This window comes from Tateyamaria sp., assembly GCF_039940735.1.
Lineage (GTDB): Bacteria > Pseudomonadota > Alphaproteobacteria > Rhodobacterales > Rhodobacteraceae > Tateyamaria.
The window spans coordinates 1-24,633 of the sequence record NZ_JBDVGB010000008.1; the positions used below are offsets into that span (position 1 = coordinate 1).

Here is a 24,633-nt window from a genome sequence, read left to right on the forward strand (position 1 = left end):
TGTTAAGGCCGGTGGCCGTGGCAAGGGCGGCGAGGGCGAAAAGATGATCGCCGTGCATCCGCGCGATGTTGAATCCACACCCGGTGCCAAACGCGCCAGCACGCTTTATGCGACCCTGTTTCGCGTGGCGTCGCGCGCGGCTTGGGTGGCGATGGAACCCATTACGGGCCGCACGCACCAGCTTCGTGCCCATATGGCCGAAATTGGCCATCCGATCATTGGCGATGGCAAATACGGTGGCTCTGGTCAAGAAAACATGGGGGACGGCTGGGGCGCTCAATTGGGTGGCATTATTTCTAAAAAGCTGCACCTGCACGCGCGCACAATGCGCTTTGAACACCCCCACACGCGCAAACCTGTCACGATCACCGCACCGATGCCCGATCATATGGCCCATAGCTGGGACACGTTTGGTTGGAGCGAAGATTTGGCCGCGGAAGATCCGTTCGAGGATATCTGATGTCTGGGCCGTTGCGTCTGGTGATCTTTGATGTGGATGGCACGCTTGTCGACAGTCAGGGCGATATCGTCGCCTCGATGACAACGGCGTTTGAGGATGCTGACCTGCCAGTGCCGACGCGTCCAAAGATACTAAGCATCGTCGGCTTGTCACTTGATGTCGCTATGTCGCGTCTTGCGCCGGACGGCGATACCGACCGAATGGTGCGGGCCTATAAGGATAGCTATGCGGCGCTGCGGGTCAGCAAGGGCGCCGCGTCTTCGCCGTTATATCCCGGTGCGCGGGCCGCTTTGGAGCAGATCGCGGCGCTGGATCATGTGTTGCTGGGGGTTGCCACTGGAAAATCCAAACGCGGGCTTGATGGGTTGATCGAAGCACATGGGCTTGAAGGCATGTTTGTCACCCGCCAAGTGGCTGATTTCCACCCATCCAAACCGCACCCTGCGATGATCGAAACCGCATTGGCCGAAACTGGTGTGCTTGCGCAGCATGCTGTGATGATTGGCGACACAAGTTATGACATGGATATGGCCGCCAATGCCCGGGTCACGGGCATTGGCGTCACGTGGGGGTATCACCCGCGCACGCGATTGTCTGCTGCGCACCATATTATCGACAGCTTTGATGCGCTTCCGACCACATTGAACGACATCTGGAGAGAACACCCATGAGCGAGTGGAAAAAGAAACGGTTCTGGACGGACACGACGGCCGAACGAGGGGCCGCGGGCTGGACCGTGCACCTTGATGGCAGGGTACTTAAGACGCCGGCCAAAGTGACGTTGACCTTGCCCACAGGCGCGCTGGCACAGGCGGTTGCTGCCGAATGGGACGCGCAAGATGGCGACATCGACCCAAGCTCTATGCCTTTTACGCGATCTGCCAATGCAGCCATCGACAAGGTTGCGACCCAACATGGCGAAGTGGCCGACATGCTGGCGGCTTACGGTGATGCGGATTTGTTGTGCTACCGCGCGGATGCGCCGACTGAATTGGTCGAACGGCAAAATGCGATGTGGAACCCATATCTGGAATGGGCAGCTGAAACTTTGATGGCCCGCCTGCACCCGCGCACAGGGGTGATACACGAATCACAAGACAGCGTAGCCCTGGCCGAACTGTCAAAACGGGTTCACGCTTTGACAGAATTTGAATTGGCCGCTTTTCACGATCTTGTCAGCCTGTCCGGGTCACTGATCCTTGGTTTCGCGGCTGCTCAAGACTTGCACCCAGCGCCCACCATTTGGGCGGCCAGCCGCGTTGATGAAATGTGGCAAGAAGAACAATGGGGAGAAGACGAAGAGGCGCAAAATGTCGCTGAAATTAAGAAAGCGTCGTTTTTGCACGCTAAGTCTTTTCTGGACGCGGTACGGCAGTCTTCAACCTGAACTTTTAGTGCTTCAGTGAACTTAAGGTGACGCAGGGTAAATTGCCTAAAATTACGTCGTTTCCGGATGGATTTTACGAAGGTGCCCTTGACGTCTAAGGATGAATCCGACCACACTCTTGACCACTGGTTGGGGACAAACCCCGCTGGGACACCCTCCGGCACAAGCGTTCACTCGTGACACGTCGGTCGAACCGTCAAAACATGGCGGAAAATCAGGAAGAGGTAACTAATGAAAAAATCCGTATTCGTTGGCGCGCTAACGCTCGCAAGCGCAGCCGCCGGTGCAGCCGCAGCTGGCACACTTGATGATGTGAAAGCACGTGGCACTTTGAACTGCGGCGTGACCACCGGTCTGGTTGGTTTTGCTGCTCCCGACGCCAATGGCGAATGGGAAGGCTTTGACGTTTCTGTATGTCGTGCTGTTGCAGCCGCCGTTCTGGGTGATGCAAGTGCCGTACAATTCGTACCTACAACCGGCAAAACACGTTTCACCGCGCTTGCGTCGGGCGAAATCGACATGCTGGCACGTAACACCACATGGACCTTCAGCCGCGACGTCGATCTGAAGTTCACCTTCGTTGGTGTGAACTACTATGACGGCCAAGGCTTCATGGTTCCAAAAGAGCTGGGCGTTTCTTCGGCTTCCGAGCTGGACGGCGCAACTGTTTGTATCCAAACTGGTACAACAACCGAGTTGAACTTGGCGGATTACTTCCGTTCCAACAACATCAGCTACGAGCCCGTGCCAATCGAAACCAACGCTGAAGCGCAGCAGCAGTACCTTGCCGGTGCATGCGACGTTTACACAACAGACGCTTCTGGTTTGGCCTCTACACGCGCCACATTCGAAGCACCTGGTGAGCACGTGTTGCTGCCCGAAATCGTTTCCAAAGAGCCACTCGGCCCACTGGTCCGTCACGGTGACAACGAATGGGGCGACGTCGTACGCTGGACGCTGAACGCACTGATCACAGCTGAAGAGCTGGGTGTAACAGCAGCCAACGTTGAAGAGCTGGGCGCCGCTGCTGGTGGCAACCCAGAAGTCAACCGTCTGCTCGGCACCGAAGGTGAACTGGGCGCGATGCTTGGTCTGGACGCCACATGGGCAAAGCAAGCGATTGCGGTTGCTGGTAACTACGGCGAAGTCTTCGAAAACAACATCGGCGAATCCACTCCGATCGGTCTGGCCCGCGGCCTGAACGCTCAGTGGACAGACGGCGGCCTGATCTACTCGCCTCCGTTCCGCTAAAATATCTAGCCAAGGGGCGCAGGGTAAAACCTGCGCCCCTTGCGCATCTGGGGCGCAAGACCGCTGAAAACAGTGGCACAGTCGCCTGACTGACAGACACAAATGTAAAACCGGCCCCGCGCTGCTTTGCGCAACAATTGTTGGCCGGAACACGGGGAACATCTGCATGACCACGATGACCGACCCTCCACAGGGCGCGTTCCGCCTGTCGATGCTAATCAACGACACACGGTACCGATCATATACATTCCAGTTTATCGCGCTGATCGCGCTGATTGCGGCATTTGCCTATCTGGGGTCGAACCTTTTCACCAACCTTGCAGCCGCTGGCCTGAACATCTCGTATGATTTTCTTGGGTCGCCTGCCGGGTATGATATTAACCAAACGCTGATCGAATATTCCAGTCAGTCAACCAATGCGCGTGCTGCCCTTGTCGGCATCCTAAATACGCTTTTGGTGGCATTTCTGGCCTGTGTGACGGCCACCATCTTTGGCGTTGTCGCCGGGGTTCTGCGCCTGTCTAACAACTGGTTGATCAGCAAGTTGATGTCTTTTTACGTCGAGATCTTTCGCAACATCCCCGTGCTGATCTGGATCATCATCATCTTCACGATCATGATTGCTGTTATGCCTGGACCGCGCGAATTCCGCGGTGACGACGCATCAGCCAGTATGGTTCTGGACCTTTTCGCGTTCACGAACCGAGGCGTTTATGTTCCCGGACCAAATTTTGAAAATGGCTTTGCGTCTGGAGCTTTGAACGGGTTGGTGATCCTGGCAGCGCTCGTGGGATCATGGTTCGCAGCACGCTGGAACAACAAACGTGCTGATCTTATCCAAGAAACCACTGGTGATCGTCCAAACACACTGTACGCCAATCTGGCGATTTGGCTTGTTCCTGTCATCGCGCTTTGCTTGATCATGGGGCTGACATGGGACGTTCCTGCGCTTAAGGGTTTCAACTTTTCTGGCGGCATCAAAGTCGGTGGTCCGCTGATCGCGCTGTGGTTCGCCTTGTCGATCTATACCGGCGCTTTCATCGCTGAAAACGTGCGTGCAGGTATTCAGGCGATTTCCAAAGGGCAATCCGAAGCTGCAGGGGCCTTGGGCCTGCGTCAGGGTCGGATCATGAACCTTGTGGTGCTGCCCCAAGCGTTGCGGGTGATCATCCCGCCGCTGATCTCGCAGTACCTCAACATCACCAAAAACTCGTCACTGGCGATTGCGGTGGGCTATGCCGATATCACGGCCACTCTGGGCGGCATCACGCTGAACCAGACGGGGCGCGCCATCGAATGCATTTTGCTGTTGATGTTGTTCTATCTCACGATCTCGCTGAGCATTTCGGCGATCATGAACGTCTACAACAACTCTGTTAAGTTGAAGGAGCGCTGATATGTCAGATTCATCTGCAAACTCTGTCGCTTTCGTGCGTACTGAATCGCTTCCTCCTAAAGCGCCGCCATTCACGACGTCAGGTCCGGTGAAGTGGGCCAAGGACAACCTGTTCTCTTCGCCTGCCTACATCGCGCTGACAATTGCTGCGGCCTATGTGATCTTTTCGATCCTTGCCAATACGATACCTTGGATTTTCCGTGGTGTTTGGGGAGCCAACAGCCTTGCGGAATGCCGTGAGATTTTGAATGGTGTGTCGGGAGGCTGTTTTGCCGTTCTGACAGAGCGTTGGAACCAACTGATCTTTGGGTTCCAGTATCCCGAGACGGAATATTGGCGCCCGGCGCTGGCCTTTCTGTTCTTGTTCGCAGCCGCAGCACCTGTGCTGTTCTTTAAGTTGCCACGCAAGTTGCTGGTCATCACAGCGCTCTATCCGTTTGTGGCCTTTTGGTTGATCTGGGGTGGAACCATTTTAACGCCGATTTTGGCGCTGGTTGGTTTTGTCGTGGGTTATCTGGCTTATGCGAAATTGGTAAACACAAGCTTTGCCGCTGGTTTCTTTGGTGGGTTGGCTGCTGCAATCGTCGTCTGGTGGATTGGGGGGGCGTTGATCCCTGAAACAGCCAGTGACAATGCCTGGCTGTCACAGGTCGCAAGCCGAGATCTTGGGGGCTTTTTGCTCAACATGATGTTGGGTGTTGTCTGTGTGTCACTGTCGGTGCCTTTGGGTATTGCTTTGGCGCTGGGGCGTCAGTCGTCTATGCCGCTGATCAAATGGATTTGCGTGGTGTTCATCGAATTTATTCGCGGTGTGCCACTGATCACATTGCTGTTCGTTGCTAGCGTGATGCTGGCGTATTTCTTGCCGCCTGAATCGACGACGGATTTGTTCCTGCGCGTGGTGATCATGATCACTATGTTCTCGGCAGCCTATATCGCCGAAGTGATCCGGGGCGGCCTTGCTGCCTTGCCACGTGGGCAATACGAGGCGGCGGATTCGCTGGGGCTGGATTATGCGCAGGCCATGCGTCTGATCATCCTGCCCCAAGCGCTTAAGATTTCGATCCCAGGAATCGTCAACATCGCGGTGGGTCTGTTCAAAGACACCACACTGGTGTCGGTGATTTCGATGTTCGACATCCTTGGTATGATCCGTGGACCCATTCTTGCCTCGACCGATTGGAATGGGGTCTATTGGGAACTGCTGGGCTTTGCCGCGCTTCTTTTCTTTGTCGTCTGCTACGGCATCTCACAATATTCGCAGTGGCTGGAACGCCAACTTGCGACCGATCACCGCTAAGGAGTGGCTGACATGAATACTCAAGTTGCACAGAAAATTTCGACCGACGTCGCCGTGTCGATCGAGAACATGAACAAGTGGTACGGCACTTTCCACGTGCTGCGCGATATCGATCTGACCGTTTACCAGGGCGAGCGAATCGTCATTGCGGGCCCCTCGGGCTCCGGTAAATCGACGCTGATCCGTTGCATCAATGCGCTGGAAGAACACCAGCAAGGCAAGATCACTGTGGACGGGACGTTGCTGTCTTCGGACCTCAAGAACATCGACAAGATCCGGTCGGAAGTGGGCATGTGTTTCCAGCACTTCAACCTGTTTCCACACCTATCGATCCTAGAGAATTGTACGCTGGCTCCGATTTGGGTGCGCAAGACGCCCAAAAAGGAAGCCGAAGAGATTGCGATGCACTTTCTTGAAAAGGTGAAGATCCCTGATCAGGCCGACAAGTATCCTGGTCAATTGTCAGGTGGCCAGCAACAGCGTGTGGCGATTGCCCGTTCGCTTTGCATGCGCCCGCGCATCATGTTGTTTGATGAACCGACGTCTGCGTTGGACCCTGAGATGATCAAAGAGGTTCTGGACACGATGGTCGAGCTTGCTGAAGAAGGCATGACCATGTTGTGCGTGACACACGAAATGGGTTTTGCCCGTCAGGTTGCCAACCGCGTGATCTTTATGGACGAAGGGCAAATCGTTGAACAGAACGAGCCAGAAGAGTTCTTTAACAATCCGCAATCACCACGGACACAATTGTTCCTAAGCCAGATTCTGGGACACTGATTTTTCAGGTAAGGCGGATTTAAATCCGCCTTACAACGTACTTTCGCAGGCCATTCCTGCATTTATGGGCTGGCCTTTGTGTTAGCCCATTTCCATTTCAGGGATAAAGATGCCGTCGTTCTGAGGCGTCCATGATCCGTTAGATTGGGGTCACCCGCGAAAGGCTTTCATGTGAAACGCGCTTTGAGCATCCGAACGGGCAAAGCTTTGACTGATTGGGCAGGCGCGGCGTACGCGACAGCCTTGGGCCATGCAGTCTGCTCCACCCGGCGCAGCAAGGTACGTCTTACAAGCGGGCACGTCATAGGCCATGTCTGCGCTGAGTGCATCGACGGGGCAGGCAGAGACACAAGGGCGCGCTGCGCAGCTGTCGCACGGGTTAATAGCCTTAGGTATCCCCGTTGACGCATGTGGGGTAGGCAATTCCAATGCCCCTCGGATCGAGATCATCAAACCTGCCGTATCATGCACCATCATGCCGGTCGGACTTTGCCAAAAGCGCCCTGTCGCGAGCGCCCATGCAATGAACGGTGCATAGGGTGGGCCATCTGACGGAAAGAATGCCTGAGCGCCCAATCTGGTCGCCAAATCGCCGAGAATGCGTTTCGACCAACGGTCTACGGGGTCTTTGACCTGATCGTTAAATTCCGGACTTGAGGTGAAAACATTCCACCATTCGGCGTCCGTGCCAATCAAAATCCGCACACCGTCTTGCCCCATGATGAACAGGCCATGTGGGCGCAACGTGTCGGAAATGTCGAGCACCGTCACTGACGCGCAATCCGTCGGTCAAAAAGCCTGTACAAACGGGCAGGGCGGGGGCGATGCGATTTCAAGTCGAGATCCCCTGTTTCCTGATCAACAACGCCCTATTGCAAAGTACCAAGACCGCAACAGCCAGCTGATGAACGCACGTCACTGTGGCCGGATGATGGACCCTGCACCGTGCTCGGTGAACAGTTCCAAAAGGCAAGCATTCGGGGCGCGTCCGTCTAGGATAACGGCGGCCCGCACCCCACCTGTAAGGGCATCAAGCGCAGTCTGCGTCTTGGGAATCATGCCGCCAGCAATGGTGCCATCCGCAATCAACTCGCCGATCTGTGTGGCTGTCAGTTCGGTCAGCACTTCGCCATCGGCGTTTTTGACACCAGCCACGTCTGTAAGCAGCAGCAGGCGATCAGCCTTCAATGCGGCAGCGATTGCGCCGGCGGCCGTGTCACCGTTGACGTTGAACGTTTCGCCATTGCGACCCATTCCAAGGGGCGCGATTACGGGGATGATCCCCTTGTCTGCAAAATCGCGTAACAAAGCCGGGTTGACCTCGGTCGGGCGCCCGACAAGACCAAGTTCGGGGTTTTCCTGATCGCAAATGATCAAACCGTCGTCCTTGCCTGACACACCCACGGCGCGTCCGCCTTGTTCTGTAATGGCCTGCACAATGCGGCTGTTCACAACGCCGGAAAGGACCATCTCGACCACTTCCATCGTTGCAGCATCGGTGACCCGTTTGCCGTCCACGAACTCGGACACGATGTTAAGGCGTTTGAGCATGTCGTTGATCATCGGGCCGCCGCCATGCACGACGACTGGGTTCACACCAACCTGACGCATGAGAGCAACGTCGCGGGCGAATTCGTCCATGGCTTCGTCGCTGCCCATCGCGTGACCGCCCAGCTTGATGACTACAGTCGCGTCCACAAAGCGCTGGAAATAGGGCAAAGCCGCGCTGAGTGTGCGGGCGGTGGCGATCCAATCGCGGTTCATATCCTGTCTTTTCATCCTTAGACCTTTTGCGGCAACTTAAGGGGGCGGCGTAGGTTAGACCAGCGTGGCAATGATGGCGCGCAACGTGGCGATCCCGTCGCCCTTTTCGCTCGATGTCATCACGATTTCCGGGAACGCCGCGGGGTGTTTGGACAAGGCGGTTCGGGTAACGCTTAGAACCTTGTCGCGGTCGATGGCTTTCACTTTGTCTGCCTTTGTCAAAACCGCCTGAAATGTCACAGCTGAGCTGTCGAGCAGGGACATGATTTCTTCGTCTACTTTTTTGACGCCATGACGAGCGTCGATCAACACAAAGGCGCGGCGCAGGGTTTGGCGACCCGACAAATATTGTTTGAGCAGCTTTTGCCATTTTTCAACGACAGGCAGGGGCGCATTCGCATAACCATAGCCGGGCAAGTCGACCAGATAGTGACTTTCTTGCGCCGTGAAATAGTTGATTTCCTGCGTACGACCGGGGGTGTTCGATGCACGTGCCAACCCTTTGCGACCGGTCAAGGCGTTAATAAGGCTTGATTTTCCGACATTCGAACGACCAGCAAAGCAGACTTCGAGCCGATCCGCTGGTGGCAGACCGGACATCGCGACCACACCTTTGACGAACTCGGTTTCGCCCGCGAACAATAGGCGACCGCGTTCTTCAGTTTGTGGATCAGGGGTTTCGGCGATGGGAAAGGGCAATTGGGTCATATCAGCTCCGCCGGTGCGCCGGTGGTTAGGGGGCCAGAGGTCATGACCTCGGCGTTGATGCCAAAGTCTTGGTGGCCAAAATGTGTGTTGAGCGCGCCAAGTGTATCCGTGTCACGCACCCCAGTGGAGGGATTGGCATTGGTCAGCGAACACCGTTGGATGCGTTCGCGCACCCGTAATATCGCGCCGCTAATGCGCAGATCGCGACCAATCCAATCCATTTCTGCCCACGCTGGCAGACCTTCTAGCCAAATGTTGCCGCGCCAGCGTTCGATATCGAAGGGCGTTTGCATGTGCTTCGCGACGGCGTCGTGGCTGGCGACATTCATGATAGAGACCGATGGGAACGGGCTATCTGTCATGCCCTGATCGGGTGCGCTGACGATACCCCGCGGGCCCGCGCGATCATCCGAACACAGCGGCGCGACCCACGCCAAAAAGCGGACGACATCTACGGCATCGTCCGGGCGAAAGGTGATGTCATCCAAATCAGGATGGGATAGTGTGACGGTACGTGTTTCTTCGATCAAGGTCGCAGAAATCGCGGCCAGGCCCGGCGTACCTGCGCCGCGCATAAAGTTGCGGCAACTTGCCCATGCAGGCGACGCGGTGTCAAATTTGGTCGCTTCATGGGTGACAGCCCACATGCGGTCCAAAGGCATCGTTTTGCCCGCGCTCAACGTCACCTGTTCAATGCGCTCGCGTCCGTGACTTTTGATCGGATAGCGACACAACGAGGCGACGCGCATGGTCACTTGCCGCCCTTTTTCTTGGGCGCTTTGGTGCTGTTGGCGGCATCTTCGGCAGGTTTCTTTTTGAACGTGCTTTTGATGTTGCCCATCAGGTCTGGTTTGTACCCTTGGCTGCGCATGATCAGATATTGTTGCGTGAAGGTGATCGTGTTGTTGGCGATCCAGTACACGACCAATCCGCTGGCAAAACCGCCAAGCATGAACATAAAGACCCATGGCATCCATGCAAAGATCATCTTTTGCGTGGGGTCAGTGGGCGCCGGGTTCAGCTTTTGCTGCAAGAACATCGAGATGCCCAATAGGATCGGCAGTACGCCAATAAAGATCAGCGCCATGACAGACGTCGGGTCCGGTGCATCGATAGGCAAAAGACCGAACAGGTTCAGAATGCTGGTTGGGTCTGGTGCACTTAGATCTTGGAAGGGGCCAAAGAACGGTGCGTGACGCAATTCGATGGTGACAAAGATAACTTTGTAGAGCGAGAAAAAGATCGGAATTTGCAACAGGATTGGCAAACAGCCCGCAGCGGGGTTTACCTTTTCCTTTTTATAGAGCTCCATCATGCCCTTTTGCAGCTTCTGTTTGTCGTCGCCCGCGTTTTCTTTGAGCTTCTCCATTTGCGGCTGAAGCTCTTTCATCTTGGCCATCGAAACGTAGGATTTGTAGGCCAGTGGCAAAAGGATCGCCTTGATGATCAAAGTCAGACCGATGATGGACACGCCCATGTTGCCGATCAATTTGTTCATTTCGTGCAGCAACCAGAAAATCGGTTTGGTCAGGAAAAAGAACCAACCCCAGTCGATGCTGTCGATGAAATTCTGCGCGCCTTCGTCTTGATAGGCGCGGATCGCTTCCCATTCTTTTGCGCCGGCAAACAGCTGTGTGTCGACGCTGACAGTTGCGCCGGGCGCGATGTCCTGTGTGGGCAGACGTGTGACGGCGCGGAACACATCCGCGCGCGGCGCGTAGGTGAGCGCCTGTTCGAAGCTGGAAACACCTGTTGGGATCAAGATTGCTTGCCAAAAGTGGTCGGTAAAACCAACCCAGCCTTGGGTTACATTGTTGGTCACCACGGCGGGGCGGCCCCACTCGGCGTCAAAATCGGCGTCTTGGATGTCGTCCCAATCGGTTTCAGCCAACTCTCCGTTGGCCATGGCGACGGCACCTTCATGCAAGATAAAGAAGTTGCGCGTGTCTGCGGGGATGCCATGGCGCGTGATCATGCCATAAGGGGCGGCACGCACGGGGGCATCGGATGTGTTCGTCACTGATTGCGTAATGTTGAACATGTAATTGTCGTCAACGCCGATGGTGCGACGAAAGATCTGCCCAGCCCCGTTGTCCCATTCCAGCGTTATGGGGCTGTCCGTGCTTAGCGTTTCGCCTTCGACCAACTGCCAAAGCGTGTTGGGTGTGGGAACGGCATCAGCGCCCAAACCGCTGCCGGGGGCCCAACCGTGTAAGGCGTAATATGCGTCAGGGGATCCAACAGGGGCCAGCATCGTGACAATGTCAGACCCGGGTTCGATCGTGTCACGGTAATCCTTCAGGCGCAGATCATCGATGCGACCACCGGCAAGCGAAATGGATCCGCTAATGCGATCCGTATCGATATCGATGCGCGGAGCGTCAGCGGTTTCGGTCGTGGCATCATCCGAAGGAGCGGCTGTAATTGTACTGCCGTCCGAAGCCGGAGCGGGCACAATCGCGTCACCGGACTGCGCGGAGGACGCGGGTGGGGGTGTCACGTCAAGTGCAGTATCGGGTTCGACTGGTGGAAACAGGACGAACCAGACCAGAATCACGATGAAACTTAACGCCGTTGCAAGGATAAGGTTCTTGTTTTGATCGTCCATTGGGACCGCCACCTGCTGTCTGAAACTTTGGACGGGTTCAACAGAGTGCAGGGCCAAAGGTCAAGCGGATTCGCCCAGTTTCCAAGGGTATGCGACACCGCACCGCCATTCGCGTAAGCGTTTTTTGATCCATTTTGCGTTCATGTCCGACCACGGATGAAGAATCGGATTGAGCGACAAACATTGTTGCGCACCCGACGGTGAGGAAATTGCAGCGGCTTATTTGGTGGAACGCCGCAGTGGTATTTCGGGTGCGTCTTGCAGTTTTGCTTCGTGTGCGCGCATCCAATCTAGTGTTTTTTCGAAGGGCATTGGGCGTGAAATGCCGAAACCCTGCACGTAATCGCAGCCCAATTGCGCCAACAAGGCGTGCTCGCCGACCGTTTCGACGCCTTCTGCAAGGGTTTCGATGCCAAGGCGTTCGGCCATCGTCAGGACGGCACTGATCATTCTTTGTTGTTCGGGGTCGCGGTCCGCTTTCATGACAAATGAGCGATCAATTTTGATCCGACCGACACCGAAACGGCGTATGGAAGAGATCGAAGCGTGCCCTGTGCCGAAATCGTCCAGATCGATGCGACATCCAAGCTCGCTCAATCCGTTTATGTTTCGTGTCATCGTATCGTCCAAACCGCTCGTCACAACAGTCTCAAGGATTTCCACGGCCAGTCGATCCGGGGTCAAATCAAACCGATCCAGTTCCCAACGTATTTTGTCCACCAGCCGAGGGTTACTAAGTTCGGCGCCGCTGAAATTGACGCCGACATGGGGCACTTTGACGCCAGCGGCGTCCCATGCCTTGAGAGCGGTAAAGGTGTGATACATCATCACCTCGGCCAAACGCTCCAACAGACCGGCTTCTTCTATGGAGGGAAGGAATTCTGCGGGGGAAATAGCGCCGCGATCAATGTGCATCCATCTTGCAAGCGCTTCGAACCCAGTGACCTTACCTGTGTCATTGGAAATCTGAGGTTGGAACCATGGCTGTATTTGACCATGCTCAAGTGCGATGACAACTTCATCACGTAGATTGGCACGATTTTTAAGGCGTGAATGCAGTTCTGTGGAATACGCCCGAACCGACGTCGGGCCGCGTCTTTGTGCTTCGTTCAGGGCCGCGATGGCGGCGTTTATCCAATCCTGCCCTGACGTCCCGGGCGCACGGGGCAATAGACAAAATCCGACACACGCAGACACGTAGACTGCTGTGCCGTCTATGCCGATCGGTTCTTCAATAGCTTGCTGAATGCGACCGCTTAACTGAATGCAACTTTCGAGATCAAGGTGTTTTACGGGGGCCAAACAGACTGCAAAACGACTATCGCCGATGCGGCTAATCGCGTCGGTGTTCCGTGCAGCGGATTGGATACGCTGCCCGATTGATTTTAAGATTTTGTCCAAAGCCTCCGGTTCAAAACGCCCGGCAAGAGTCGCAAAGTCATCGAGTTCGATTGCAAACACAGCACTTGATTGATCTTTACCACGTGCATCTTCGCGTACCACTTGTACTTTGGGCCGGAACGCATCCGACGCCATCACGCCAGACACGGGTACCCGCGCAATACGACGTTGAACGATTCCCTCAAAACCGCCGAGGAGTGCCCAGGTGATCGGTACGCCCAATGCGATGACGACAAGCGCAACTTCGCCCCCAAGCCAAAACCCAGCAAGGCAAACCGCGGGCATAAAGGTCAGCATTTGTGGCCCCGACAGTGCGGCAATAATCCGTTCTTTAAATTCAGTTGCGGAATTTGGCAGGCGAAAACGCATTATGATCCCTTTTCGAGCGACCGACCCTAAGGTGAGCAGGCCAGAAAAGAGGTACGGCAAGGAGGTAAGTCGGTCTTTAACGCAGGCTGGGAATCTCTTTCGAATTTTCTTCAACTTGATCCGTTCGCAGTGAGAGCGCCTGAAAATCAAAGATTTTTGGATCAAGCAAATGCGAAGGACGTGCGTTCATAAGTGCGCGAAACATGACTTGTCGGCGTCCGGGGCTGTTGGTTTCCCAACCGTCAAGAATCTGTTTAACTTGTTGCCGCTGCAATCCATCCTGACTGCCACACAAGTCACAGGGAATAATGGGATATTGCATCGCTTGCGCAAATTTATCGCAATCGGCTTCGGCGACGTGTGCAAGGGGGCGATACAGAAACAAATCACCTTCTTCGTTTACCAATTTCGGTGGCATTGTAGCCAACCGCCCGCCATGAAAGAGGTTCATAAAGAACGTCTCTAGAATGTCGTCGCGATGATGGCCAAGCACCACGGCCGAACACCCTTCCTCGCGCGCAATGCGGTAAAGATTGCCGCGCCGCAGCCGGGAGCAAAGCGCACAGAACGTACGCCCGGCAGGGATTTTATCCATGACGATAGAATACGTGTCTTGGTATTCGATGCGGTGCGGTACGCCCATGGCCGTCAAAAATTCTGGCAAGACGGTTGCGGGAAAGCCGGGCTGCCCTTGATCAAGATTGCAGGCTAAAATGTCGACCGGAAGCAGATCACGCCATTGCAATTCATACAAAACCGCAAGCAACGTATAGCTGTCCTTGCCGCCCGATAAACACACCAGCCACTTTTGACGGGGGGCGTTTTCATCCACCATCCCATACTGTTGAATGGCTTCGCGGGTGTTGCGGACGATGCGTTTGCGCAGCTTCTTAAATTCAGTTGTTCTTGGCGCGCCGGCAAAAAGCGCGTGGATGTCGTCACTTTCGTCTCGCATGGCGCTGGCCTTTTTGGGTTTAGTTTTCAGAATGTAACACGGCTTGGAGACCTCTCAAAAGAGGCGGGGATTAAGGGTCATCGCGTTCTGGAACAGGGTCAAAGCCGTCTCCGCCCCAAGGGTGGCATCGTCCAATGCGGCGTGCTGCCATCCATGAGCCTTTTATCGCGCCGTGTTTTTGTAATGCATCCATAGCATAGGCGCTGCACGTGGGTTGGTAGCGGCAGTTGAAACCCACCCAAGGCGAAAAAAGCAGGCGATAGGCGCGCACGGGCAGTGAAAAGATAAAGGCCAGCGGGCTCATGTTGCGCGTGCCACCGCATCACGCAAATCGTCTAACAGGTCTTCGAATGGGCGTTGTGCCGTCACTTTAGCGCGTCCGATCAAGACATAATCGACGCCGGGTGTGCCAAGGGTAGGCAGTACAAGCCGTGCAATTTCACGTAACCGCCGCTTGGCCCGATTGCGCGCCACGGCATTGCCGACCTTTTTCGAACAGGTGAACCCCACGCGGATCGAATCCCCGTCGTCGTGTGGGCGGTATTGCAGCACAAAGGCTGGCATAACGACACGTCGCGCACGGGCCGCACGCAGAAAGTCCGCCCGCGATTTTAGTACCTGTAAACACAAACGTCCCGCCGGAGGCGAGCCAATCCCAACAGAGTCGTTGGAAAGTGGGGCCTTCGGCGGGGTCATTTGAAAACCTGTACTGGCGCGAATTACGCGCTCAGTGACTTCCGGCCGCGAGCGCGGCGGTTGTTCAGGATTTTGCGGCCGGCTTTGGTTGCCATGCGAGCACGGAAACCGTGACGCCGTTTGCGCACGAGGTTCGAAGGTTGAAAAGTGCGTTTCATCGCTTTGGCTCCGGATATGATGACCCACGTCCCACGGAATCGGGGGCAGGGCGATATTTCAAGCCCGTCCTCTAAAGCGCCCCTGCGGGCAAGTCAAACCCTTGGGCACGGAAAAATAGAATGTCTGCAACAAAACGTTTGCGAACCGTGGCATATGTTTCAGTCTTTGCAAAAACGGGCGCAAATCTTGTAAATTGGTTCAACCGCCCGTGATACCTCTGTTTTCGGGGATGTGATGCCGACAAATTAACGTCACAACAGTGCAAGGCCAGAGGCCGTATGACGAGCGAAGCAAAAAAGGAAGAGACGATGAGTGAGCCTAGCCAACCAACAAGCGGCGGTTTTGCGCGCAAGCTGCCCATCATTGTCATCCTTTGTGTGGCCGCGATCGGTGCATTCACGTTGCGTGATTACATGAATTTCGAAACCCTCGCAGAAAACCGCGAAGCTTTGCTATCCTTCCGCGACAATAACTATGTTTTGACGGCGTTTGCCTTTATGGCCGCCTATGCCGCTGTCGTTGCCTTTTCTTTGCCCGGTGCCACCGTGATGACGCTGACTGGGGGTTTTTTGTTTGCAACCTTCCCCGGAGCATTGTTCAACGTCACGGGCGCAACCGTCGGGGCCATCGGCATCTTTTTGGCGGCGCGTTGGGGTCTTGGTGACAAACTTGCGGCCAAGATGGATACAGGCGAAGGCATTGTGAAGAAGATGAAAGAGGGCATTGATGAAAACCAATGGTCCATGCTGTTTCTTATTCGCCTTGTGCCCGCGGTACCGTTCTTTGTGGCCAACTTGGTGCCTGCGCTGGTTGGCGTGCCTGTCAGCCGTTTCGCGATTTCGACCTTCTTTGGCATCATCCCTGGTGCCGTCGTCTTCACCTCTGTCGGTGCGGGGCTGGGTGCGGTCTTTGATCGCGGAGAGACACCTAACTTGGGGATCATCTTTGAACCATCGATCCTATTGCCTATTTTGGGCTTGTGTGCGCTTGCCGCCCTTCCCATCGTTCTGAAAGCCGTGCGCGGTAAAAAAGGTCTGTAAGTAAAGTATGAAACGTATCAAAACTGATGTCTTGGTGATTGGCGCCGGGTCCGGTGGCCTGTCGGTCGCTGCGGGCGCTTCACAGATGGGGGCCAATGTGGTCCTTCTTGAAGGCCACAACATGGGCGGCGATTGCCTGAACTATGGTTGTGTGCCATCCAAAGCGCTGATCGCCAGCGGCAAGGCGGCGTATGCCCAAAATCACAGTGCCCCTTTTGGTGTCGCTGATGTGGCGCCAACCGTGGATTACGCCGCTGCTAAGGATCATGTGAACAACGTCATTGCCACGATTGCACCAGTGGACAGTCAAGAACGCTTTGAAGGGTTTGGGATCGAGGTCATCCGCGAATTTGGCCGCTTTATCTCGGATACAGAAGTGCAGGCCGGTGATAACATCATCACTGCGCGCCGGATTGTGGTTGCGACGGGATCTTCGCCACTTGTACCGCCCATCGACGGCGTTGATACGGTGCCATACCTAACCAATGAAACCCTTTGGGAATTGCGCGACAAGCCCGAACATCTGTTGGTCATCGGTGGCGGCCCCATCGGCCTTGAAATGGCGCAGGCGCATGCACGGCTTGGTGCGAAAGTTACGGTGCTTGAAGGCGCCAAAGCGTTGGGCAAGGATGACCCAGAACTGGCCGCGGTTGTGTTGGACAATCTACGCGCCGAAGGCATCGAAATCATCGAAGACACCTTTGTCTCGCGGATCGAAAAAAGTGGCGATCAGATTACAGTTCACGCGCAGGATGAACGCAGCTTTACCGGGTCTCACCTGTTGATTGCGGCGGGGCGTGTCAGCAACACTGACGAACTGAATCTCGATGCCGCTGGCATCGAAACCACCAAGACTGGGATCAAGGTGGATGACGGGATGCGCACGACCAACCGCCGTGTCTATGCGATTGGGGACGTTGCAGGTGGGCTGCAATTCACCCATATGGCCGGGTACCACGCGGGTGTCATCATCCGCTCGATGCTGTTTGGCTTGCCCTCCAAGGCGAAGACTTCGCACATTCCTTGGGCGACTTTTACGGACCCCGAACTGGCGCAAGCTGGCCTAACCGAAGCACAGGCGCGCGACGCGCATGGCGACAAATTGGAAGTGGTGCGGTTTGAATACGAACACAACGACCGCGCGATTGCCGAGCGTAAGACCACCGGGCTGATCAAAGTGATGGTGGTTAAAGGGCGCCCTGTTGGGGCCTCGATTGCGGGGTATCAGGCGGGCGAATTGATCAATCTGTGGTCGCTCGTGTTGGCAAATAATCTGAAAATGAGTCAAGTCGCGGCAATGGTTTCGCCTTACCCAACCATCGGTGAGGTCAATAAACGGGCCGTCGGAGCGTATTTTGGGCCAAGATTGTTTAAAAGTGATCTGGTCAAACGCGTGGTCGGACTTGTGCAACGCTTCATTCCCTGACCAGATAGCATTATGTTGAACACACTTTCCGGCCGCTTTCTGATCTTGACCACGATCTTCGTGATGTTGGCAGAAATTATGATCTTTGTTCCGTCGATTGCACGGTTCCGAGAAGACTATTTACAGAACCGTTTGGAACGCGCACAAATTGCGTCTTTGGCGTTGCTGGCAGACGACATGATCGACAGCGATCTGGAAGAAGAGCTGCTAGAAAATGCTGGTGTCTTTAACGTGGTGCTGCGGCGGGACGAGGTACGTCAACTGATGCTGTCGACGCCGATGCCTCTTGATATCGATGCGACCTATGATCTGCGTGATGGTACGGCGATGGTGTTGATCCGTGATGCGATGCGGCGGCTGCGGGAGCCCGAGAATAAAATGATCCGTGTCATCGGTGCACCTGTGCAGGAAGCCGGACTCTTGATCGAAGTTACTGTCGAGACGGAGCCGATGCGCGATGCCATGCTAGACTATGGGGTGCGCATTCTGGTGCTGTCCGCCGTCATTTCAATCTTCACCGCTTTTTTATTATTTATCGCGGTCCGTGCGCTGATCGTGATCCCCATTCGCAGAGTTGTGGGGCACATGCAGCACTACGCGGCCTCTCCCGAGGATGCGCGACGCATCATCGCCCCAAGTGCCAGCGTCACCGAACTACGCGAAGCAGAAGAAGCGCTGCGTGCGATGCAAACTGAACTGATTGCGGCATTGCGCCAAAAGGACCGCTTGGCGCAGCTTGGCACTGCCGTTTCCAAAATCAGTCACGACTTGCGTAATATCCTGACCTCTGCACAGCTATTCACAGACCGGATTGGAAGTTCCGAAGACCCGCTAGTGCGGCGGATGGCGCCTAAACTTGTTGGCTCGATCACGCGGGCTGTTCACTTATGTGAAAGCACACTGGCCTTTGGAAAGGCAGAAGAACCGAGCCCAACGCTGACGCTACTGACGTTGGATGATTTGGTTGCGGATGTGTTGGACGGTGAACGTTTGGCGGTCGGCGACGGTGATTTGATTCTGTCCGAGAACATACCGCCGCAATTCACTTTGCGCGCTGACCCAGAACAACTGTTCCGCGTCGTGTCAAACCTTGTGCGCAACGCCCGTCAGGCGATCGTAGCAAGTGGGGACAACGGTGAAATCAACGTGTCTGCCTACGAGGACAATGACAATTGGTGGGTCGAGATTGCGGACACCGGCCCGGGCCTGCCTCCAAAGGCGCAAGAGCATCTGTTTACCCCATTTCAAGGCGGCGCAAGCAAAGGGGGTACGGGTCTTGGCCTGGCAATTGCGTCCGAGCTGATCCGCGCCCACGGCGGTGCTTTGGAACTAGATCGCACTGGACCTGGCGGTACTGTATTCTCCATTCGCTTGCCCAAGGGCGAAGAGATTTAACAAAGGCGTTGTTTTGGTAATTATCCCTCTTGCAAAGATGCGGGCACAGGACTAAACCGCCCAAACGCGGACCGATAGCTCAGCTGGATAGAGTACCTGACTACGAATCAGGGGGTCGGGGGTTCGAATCCTCCTCGGTCCGCCACTACCACATTTTCTACGATTTGATCTGGTCGCCTTGGGCGGCCTTTTCTCTTTGTATCGTTAAGTTTAGCCCGTTTTTGTCGGTTGTCCTGAGTTTCTTTCGATAGCGCCAATATTCGCTCCTTGAGTGGTACGGAAAGTGATATTTTGAATGGCCCTTTCTGGTACGCTGACAAAGAATCTCGTTGAGAACTTTGGGCCTGAGCGGCACGGCGATGGCAGTGGTTTGTATCTGGTGGTCGATCCGTCCGATGCGCGGCGTTGGATCGTGCGTGTTGTGGTCAAAGGCCAAAAGAACAAGAAAGGCGCGCGGCTGCGAACAGACTTTGGGTTAGGTGGCGCTGATGTGGTCACACTCAACCAAGCGCGTGAACGGGCGCTGGAATATCGCCGCATGGCCAAGCAAGGGTTAAACCCGCGTTTCAATGCCCGCCAAGAGGTGCCAACCTTTGAAGAGGTGGCGCAACAGGTCCACATCGACCGGATACCGACTTGGAAGAACGCCAAGCATGGACAGCAATGGATCAACACCTTGCGCGACTATGCCTTTCCCAAGATTGGCCGCATGCCGATTGATAGCATTGATCAGCCTGAGGTCATGATGTGCCTTGCGCCAATTTGGACCGAAAAACACGAAACAGCCAAACGGCTGTCCCAGCGGATAAAGACCGTGTTGGATGTGGCGAAGTCCAAGGGGTTTCGATCTGGCGAAAACCCAGTCACCGCGATCAAAGACGCCCAAGCCTTGCCCAAGGTTAAAGCCAAGGTGAAACATCACAAGGCGATGGCTTGGCGCGATGTCCGCGCGTTCTACGCCGACCTGAAATCGCGCAATGCTATGGCGGCAAAGGTGCTGATGTTCACTTGCCTGACAGGGTCACGGACGGGCGAAGTGTTGGGGGTGCGTTGGGATGAGGTTGATCTTGAGGAACGGGTTTGGACATGCCCAGAACCTTTCAAGGGCGGGCAGGTCTGATGGCCAAGCGTGTCTCAACACGCAAAATCAAAAAAACACCGCCTTTATAGCTATGACGAAGCTGGCGATGCGTTGGGCGTCGCGCCGCATAAGGCTGTGTCGATTAGGCGCGTCGAGCGGTCAGCAAAAGCAGACAATGGATGTACCAGACGGTCCCAATCGGCCCCCCAATTGGCGGGAAGCTTTGTGCCCAAACCGCCCATTGGGGTCGGGCTTGATCCCGTAAAGAGGAACATTTCCTCAAAACGGGCCCGTGGAAGTTGGGGGTCTGGGCCGCGGCCAAAGTTTTCATTCCAGTCGTAAGTACCGCGTACGGTAGAATGCCCAAAGCGGTAGCAGGCTGTCGAGAACTCTAACGGTAAGGGCAAGCGGTCGCCTGGATTCCATCTGCATAGTCCTTCGATTGAAACATCGAAGGTAAGTCTGTGGATCACATTATTCATTATGATCAACTTCAACTTGCCCCGGGGACCTTACCTCTAGTTGGGAATTATATTGCGTCTGTTTTTGCATCAGAATTGGAGTTTGGTCTTCCTGCGGCAATCCAATAGCCAAATCCCATGATCCCAGCGCCAGCTGCTGCGTTGCCTGCACTGACATAGGTCAGATTGCGCATGGCACCTGCAAAGGTAATGCTTTCGGGATGTTCTGATAGAAGAGCAACAGAGAACACAGTCATGTTGGCCACGGAATGCTCAAAACCGGCGGCGATAAAAGCGTACAGGCAGAACCAGATCAATGCGATCTTTGCCATATCGTTGTCGGCGCGCGATGCGGTCCAAATGGCCAAGCAGACAAGCCAATTGCACAACACTCCGTTCAAAAACAACACCATACCGTCGGCGGACATCTTCTTGGCCGCCACATTGTGCAACAGGTTGTCTTCTTGAGCTCCAAGCACCAAGCCGCCGCCGCCATAGACAAACAGAACCGCAAGGAAGGCCGCTCCGATCAGGTTACCACCCCAACTGACCAGCCAGCATTTCACGAGGTCACCGATGCTAGTGCGGCCTGTCAAAACCCCGTGGGTCATATACATCGTGTGACCCGTGAACAGTTCGGATCCTGCAAAGATGACAAGCATCAGTGCAAGCCCGAAACTTGCACCCATGACGATGGGCCTTACCCCAGGATCGACCCCTTGTCCGACCGAGAATATCAGAAGAATACCGAGTCCTACATAGGCTCCGGCCATCATTGTGAGGGTGAAAAATCCAAGCGGATCGGACCTCAGATGCTGGCGTTTGGCCACTGCGGTTTTAGAAAAGCCGGTAACCGTGTCCACGAATGTCATGCGTATTGCCTTTCTGTGCGGATGTGGGGGGGCCTATGAAAACAGGGACGATCCAGTACAAGGCCAACCCAATGGCGACATAAGCAAACCCCAGTCCAAGACGGTGTTGGTCGTCGATTAGATAAGAATTGCAGATGCGGATCGGGGCATGAGTATAAAGAAACCCAAGGAATAAAAGCATGGAGACAAGCTGGGCCTTGATGAAACCGCGCAATACCGGGCCGATGCATGGCCAGCTGAGCGAAAGGGCGAAACCGATGCCCAGCGGAATCGTCACGAACTTGGCGAGGTGCCAAGTGTAGGAAGACAGTGCAGCATCCACCGAACGTGGCAACATCCAGATCGTGAGGGCTACAAAGGCAAGGATTAAAACAGGCCCCACCCCCGAACGTGGCAAGATGAAACGACGGGGTAGGACATAACCCGCAGCTGCGAGCAGCGGCATCTGTACCAGCACGTGAATGACCGGATCAGCGGCGACCCAGATCTGCGCCAAACAGCCAAGCGCGAACAAAACGCCGGAGGCAACGAACCTGCTCACAACGCGCTTTCAAGAGCCGATGCGATGTCCGCAAAGGCACGCGTGTCAAAGATACCTGCAAACCGCCCACCGCGGTCGATCAACAACACCGCTACGTTGTGCTCATACCCGCCCCAAATGTCGGGAATGACGGTCACACGGAACGTGTCGAGCAGGGTTTGAAGGTCTTCGGGACTCGGACGCGCAACTGTCCACGGAGTTCCGGTCGCTGTGTGGATGTCAGCGTAGTTTTGAAGGGCCTGCGGGTCATCCTTGATCGGATCGAAACTGATCGAGATCATAGGAACCTGCAAATTCGCCGCCCTAAGATGGTCGCGCAGTTCCGCGAAATCTCCGCCAGAGGCTTGGCAGATCGTGGGGCAAGTTGTGTAGATGAATTCGACCAGCGTTGGCCGCCCGTCCACAAGGTCGCGATGCGCGCCAGTCATGGTTTCCAGAACGATCGGAGACACAGGTTCGGGTGATTGAGCAATCGCGACCCGTCGCGCGCCCTCGGCCGTAATCGCCTGCAACCCGTCAGTGGCGTGCCATAGCGCGGCACCGCCCAAAAGGGCGGCACCAATGGTATAAAGCGCACCGCGCATCACGACCTGCGCATCAAGCTGAGCGTATAGCGGATCACCATTCCAGCCGTCGCAAGAACGACCACCAAGGCAAACAGGCTGGCAAGCTGGCTTTGCAATTGCCATTCCTCATAATGCACCGCCCAGCGACGCGGAATAGAGCTGGCGCCCGACCATAGGAACATCAGGACAAACCCGACGCCGCCCAGCGTGTATGCGCGGAACACCAGTTTATCGAGGCCGGACATCTCCGCCTGGCTGCGGTCTTTGACCAACCAAGCGGCAAAGCCGAATGCCATCGCAACCTCGCCCAGCAATAGGTAGATGTGGAAGTGTCCGGGCACCCATTGCGTGTTGTGCATCAGCTTGTTGACCGCCAGCATCCCATCGATGATCGCCGGGATCGACCCGATACCCCATCCAACGGTGCCAAGCACAAGCAAGCTGATGGGTAGATCCCATTTCAGGCCGGACCCTTTGACATAAAGCAACAGTGAAAACACTGTTACACCGATCAGCGGAACGCCAGACGCATAGGAAATAATCTGGCCCAAAGCCAGTGTCCAAGCCGGCATATTCACGTCTTGCAGCAAATGGTGGAAATAGACCGCCTGCACAAATATCACGACAGCGGCCCAAGCGCCGACAAACAGCTTGGAGGTTTTCCACGGGCGCCCGGTGTAATCGGGCAACAGTTCATAAACTGCCACCACAGCCATGTAGATCGATGCATTGATGAACACGTGACCAAAGAAATAGGTCGCGTTTTTGGCAAGCAGCGGATCAACGGCGAAGCTTGGGAACAATAGGTTCACGATGGTCGCGGCGATCACTGCGGCTCCGAAAACAATCCCGATCGTGTTGAACACCACGACCGAAGAGGCGGCCACGATTGTCGGCGGTGGCAGATCGTCGGAAGCGCCGCCGAACAGATAACGCCAGCCAAGCCCGCCCAGCAATCCGCGATACCGTGCCGAGACTTTCAACCCGATCTCTAAGTAAAACAGCAGAAAACCGACGCCGATCAGCAGGTAACCGAGAAGGAACGACACTGCAGCCCCTGCGCCCCATGCTCCGCCCGAAGATGCCGGCAAAGGAAACAGGAACGTCCAGGCACCCCCGTATTGACCGATGAAAATCCCGCCAAGGATCAACACGACGCCCAGCAGGAACAACCCGAGGAATGCGAGGTAAATACTACCACGCAAATCAAGGTGGCGCGCGCAAAAATACCAAAGGATGGCGGCACCAGACAGTGCCGCAGAACCGACCATACCTGCACCATGCGCTGTCAGTAAAAGGTAGAATAGGGACGGATCTAGATCGATCAGACCACCTTGGGCTGCACGCATCAGCAACCCGAAAACCATCATCAGCAGGAAAACAACACCGCCCAGCAACATCGTGAATTTGATGATGTTGGCATGTGGGTTTGTGCCCCCCATCTGCGTTTGTGTTTCAACCGCGCTCATGAGCTCCCCTCCAGCACTTCAAATTCGGAAACCATGTCGTGATGAGCGATACCGCAAAACTCCATGCACAGTATGCGGTACGATCCGGGCGTGTCGAACGTATGCACGACCTTGTTTGTGTAGGTCGGCATCGCTTGGACTTGAACGACCAAACGCATATTCGAATCGTAGATCCCTAGACCGTGATTGACGTCTTCGGAGGTCACGTGGAACTCAATCTGCTGACCCAAAGGGATCTCGGTTGTGTCGGTGTCCCACCACCATTGACCGCTGGAGATTTTTACCACCATTGCGTCGCTGCCGGCGCTGGTATGTGGCCATTCGCGCAACGAGGCCACTGAAACAATCACCCCAAACACGACTAGACCCCAGATCATGCGCGTGCGGGTTTTGGGTGCGTCCTCAGAAGGCGGCGGGCCGTCAGTCGCCCAAAGTGCGCGCAAGATCATGGCCAGAGTGGCCGCCATAAGCACCAGCGTTATCAGCAGAATTGTCGTTTGCATCCCCATCTCCCAGCAAAGGTTTTATGAGGTTATTATAAATATGCA

The 24,633-nt window shown here is 55.3% G+C and carries 26 protein-coding genes and 1 tRNA gene; 12 read left to right on the forward strand and 15 right to left on the reverse strand.

Annotated features, from left to right (window positions below):
- The 7 genes from ABJF76_RS01385 to ABJF76_RS01415 all read left to right on the forward strand — a co-directional run.
- Window positions 1-460 (forward strand): pseudouridine synthase (locus tag ABJF76_RS01385; RefSeq protein WP_413822488.1); only part of this gene is annotated, 460 nt, incomplete at its 5' end.
- Window positions 460-1,131, forward strand: a complete 672-nt coding sequence (locus ABJF76_RS01390; RefSeq protein WP_413821753.1) for an HAD-IA family hydrolase — start codon at window positions 460-462, stop codon at window positions 1,129-1,131. The genes ABJF76_RS01385 and ABJF76_RS01390, both read left to right, overlap by 1 nt.
- A complete protein-coding gene (locus ABJF76_RS01395) occupies window positions 1,128-1,847 on the forward strand; it encodes an ATP12 family chaperone protein (RefSeq protein WP_413821754.1) in 720 nt (239 codons plus the stop codon). Before ABJF76_RS01390 ends, ABJF76_RS01395 begins: the two co-directional genes overlap by 4 nt.
- Window positions 1,848-2,078: 231 nt before the next feature.
- Window positions 2,079-3,098 carry an amino acid ABC transporter substrate-binding protein gene (locus ABJF76_RS01400; RefSeq protein ID WP_413821755.1) on the forward strand — a complete coding sequence of 340 codons (1,020 nt, stop codon included), beginning with the start codon at window positions 2,079-2,081 and terminating at the stop codon, window positions 3,096-3,098.
- A 166-nt stretch (window positions 3,099-3,264) separates the two neighbouring features.
- Window positions 3,265-4,494 (forward strand): amino acid ABC transporter permease, encoded by a 1,230-nt coding sequence (locus tag ABJF76_RS01405; RefSeq protein ID WP_413821756.1) that lies wholly within the window; start codon window positions 3,265-3,267, stop codon window positions 4,492-4,494.
- A gap of 1 nt (window position 4,495) precedes the next feature.
- Window positions 4,496-5,794, forward strand: coding sequence for an amino acid ABC transporter permease (locus tag ABJF76_RS01410; protein ID WP_413821757.1), 1,299 nt, complete (start codon window positions 4,496-4,498; stop codon window positions 5,792-5,794).
- A gap of 12 nt (window positions 5,795-5,806) precedes the next feature.
- Entirely contained in the window at window positions 5,807-6,574 is a 768-nt protein-coding gene (locus ABJF76_RS01415; RefSeq protein ID WP_413821758.1) for an amino acid ABC transporter ATP-binding protein, read from the forward strand.
- Between the two features lie 150 nt (window positions 6,575-6,724).
- Here ABJF76_RS01415 and ABJF76_RS01420 read toward each other — a convergent pair whose 3' ends face one another.
- The 10 genes from ABJF76_RS01420 to rpmH all read right to left on the reverse strand — a co-directional run bounded on the left by ABJF76_RS01420 (window position 6,725) and on the right by rpmH (window position 15,233).
- Window positions 6,725-7,345, reverse strand: a complete 621-nt coding sequence (locus ABJF76_RS01420) for a ferredoxin (protein WP_413821759.1) — start codon at window positions 7,343-7,345, stop codon at window positions 6,725-6,727.
- A 144-nt stretch (window positions 7,346-7,489) separates the two neighbouring features.
- Entirely contained in the window at window positions 7,490-8,353 is an 864-nt protein-coding gene (gene argB / locus ABJF76_RS01425) for an acetylglutamate kinase (protein ID WP_413821760.1), read from the reverse strand.
- 39 nt (window positions 8,354-8,392) lie between these two features.
- On the reverse strand, window positions 8,393-9,046 hold the full coding sequence (gene yihA, locus ABJF76_RS01430) for a ribosome biogenesis GTP-binding protein YihA/YsxC (protein ID WP_413821761.1): 654 nt from the start codon (window positions 9,044-9,046) through the stop codon (window positions 8,393-8,395).
- Entirely contained in the window at window positions 9,043-9,801 is a 759-nt protein-coding gene (locus ABJF76_RS01435) for an MOSC domain-containing protein (protein ID WP_413821762.1), read from the reverse strand. The genes yihA and ABJF76_RS01435 overlap by 4 nt, the downstream gene beginning before the upstream one ends.
- Window positions 9,798-11,654, reverse strand: coding sequence for a membrane protein insertase YidC (gene yidC / locus ABJF76_RS01440; RefSeq protein ID WP_413821763.1), 1,857 nt, complete (start codon window positions 11,652-11,654; stop codon window positions 9,798-9,800). Before yidC ends, ABJF76_RS01435 begins: the two co-directional genes overlap by 4 nt.
- 219 nt (window positions 11,655-11,873) lie before the next feature.
- Window positions 11,874-13,424 carry a putative bifunctional diguanylate cyclase/phosphodiesterase gene (locus tag ABJF76_RS01445; RefSeq protein ID WP_413821764.1) on the reverse strand — a complete coding sequence of 517 codons (1,551 nt, stop codon included), beginning with the start codon at window positions 13,422-13,424 and terminating at the stop codon, window positions 11,874-11,876.
- A 76-nt stretch (window positions 13,425-13,500) separates the two neighbouring features.
- Window positions 13,501-14,379 carry a tRNA 2-thiocytidine(32) synthetase TtcA gene (gene ttcA, locus ABJF76_RS01450; protein WP_413821765.1) on the reverse strand — a complete coding sequence of 293 codons (879 nt, stop codon included), beginning with the start codon at window positions 14,377-14,379 and terminating at the stop codon, window positions 13,501-13,503.
- Between the two features lie 70 nt (window positions 14,380-14,449).
- A complete protein-coding gene (yidD, locus tag ABJF76_RS01455; protein ID WP_413821766.1) occupies window positions 14,450-14,683 on the reverse strand; it encodes a membrane protein insertion efficiency factor YidD in 234 nt (77 codons plus the stop codon).
- Window positions 14,680-15,075: a ribonuclease P protein component gene (gene rnpA / locus ABJF76_RS01460; RefSeq protein WP_413821767.1), complete on the reverse strand. Its 396-nt coding sequence runs from the start codon at window positions 15,073-15,075 to the stop codon at window positions 14,680-14,682. Before rnpA ends, yidD begins: the two co-directional genes overlap by 4 nt.
- 23 nt (window positions 15,076-15,098) lie before the next feature.
- Complete coding sequence (gene rpmH, locus ABJF76_RS01465; protein WP_413821768.1) at window positions 15,099-15,233, reverse strand: 50S ribosomal protein L34; 135 nt, start codon at window positions 15,231-15,233, stop codon at window positions 15,099-15,101.
- 309 nt (window positions 15,234-15,542) lie between these two features.
- Between rpmH and ABJF76_RS01470 the strand changes: the two genes are divergently transcribed.
- From ABJF76_RS01470 to ABJF76_RS01490, 5 genes are all read left to right on the forward strand, one after another.
- Entirely contained in the window at window positions 15,543-16,274 is a 732-nt protein-coding gene (locus ABJF76_RS01470; RefSeq protein WP_413821769.1) for a TVP38/TMEM64 family protein, read from the forward strand.
- 7 nt (window positions 16,275-16,281) lie between these two features.
- Window positions 16,282-17,700 carry a dihydrolipoyl dehydrogenase family protein gene (locus ABJF76_RS01475; RefSeq protein ID WP_413821770.1) on the forward strand — a complete coding sequence of 473 codons (1,419 nt, stop codon included), beginning with the start codon at window positions 16,282-16,284 and terminating at the stop codon, window positions 17,698-17,700.
- 12 nt (window positions 17,701-17,712) lie between these two features.
- Window positions 17,713-19,095: a sensor histidine kinase gene (locus ABJF76_RS01480; RefSeq protein WP_413821771.1), complete on the forward strand. Its 1,383-nt coding sequence runs from the start codon at window positions 17,713-17,715 to the stop codon at window positions 19,093-19,095.
- 68 nt (window positions 19,096-19,163) lie between these two features.
- Window positions 19,164-19,240: transfer RNA gene (locus ABJF76_RS01485), tRNA-Arg, on the forward strand.
- A 150-nt stretch (window positions 19,241-19,390) separates the two neighbouring features.
- Window positions 19,391-20,215, forward strand: a complete 825-nt coding sequence (locus tag ABJF76_RS01490) for a tyrosine-type recombinase/integrase (RefSeq protein WP_413821772.1) — start codon at window positions 19,391-19,393, stop codon at window positions 20,213-20,215.
- A gap of 490 nt (window positions 20,216-20,705) precedes the next feature.
- On the opposite strand, the gene ABJF76_RS01495 is transcribed toward ABJF76_RS01490, so the two are convergent.
- From ABJF76_RS01495 to ABJF76_RS01515, 5 genes are read right to left on the reverse strand one after another with little or no spacing between them, the layout of a single operon-like run.
- Window positions 20,706-21,509, reverse strand: a complete 804-nt coding sequence (locus ABJF76_RS01495; RefSeq protein WP_413821773.1) for a formate/nitrite transporter family protein — start codon at window positions 21,507-21,509, stop codon at window positions 20,706-20,708.
- The gene (locus ABJF76_RS01500; protein WP_413821774.1) at window positions 21,475-22,050 is read right to left on the reverse strand and encodes a hypothetical protein; all 576 of its coding nucleotides are present in this window, start codon (window positions 22,048-22,050) and stop codon (window positions 21,475-21,477) included. Before ABJF76_RS01500 ends, ABJF76_RS01495 begins: the two co-directional genes overlap by 35 nt.
- Window positions 22,047-22,634: an SCO family protein gene (locus ABJF76_RS01505; RefSeq protein WP_413821775.1), complete on the reverse strand. Its 588-nt coding sequence runs from the start codon at window positions 22,632-22,634 to the stop codon at window positions 22,047-22,049. Before ABJF76_RS01505 ends, ABJF76_RS01500 begins: the two co-directional genes overlap by 4 nt.
- Window positions 22,634-24,085, reverse strand: a complete 1,452-nt coding sequence (locus tag ABJF76_RS01510; protein WP_413821776.1) for a cbb3-type cytochrome c oxidase subunit I — start codon at window positions 24,083-24,085, stop codon at window positions 22,634-22,636. Before ABJF76_RS01510 ends, ABJF76_RS01505 begins: the two co-directional genes overlap by 1 nt.
- Window positions 24,082-24,588 carry a cytochrome C oxidase subunit I gene (locus ABJF76_RS01515; protein WP_413821777.1) on the reverse strand — a complete coding sequence of 169 codons (507 nt, stop codon included), beginning with the start codon at window positions 24,586-24,588 and terminating at the stop codon, window positions 24,082-24,084. The genes ABJF76_RS01510 and ABJF76_RS01515 overlap by 4 nt, the downstream gene beginning before the upstream one ends.
- Between the last annotated feature and the right edge of the window lie 45 nt (window positions 24,589-24,633).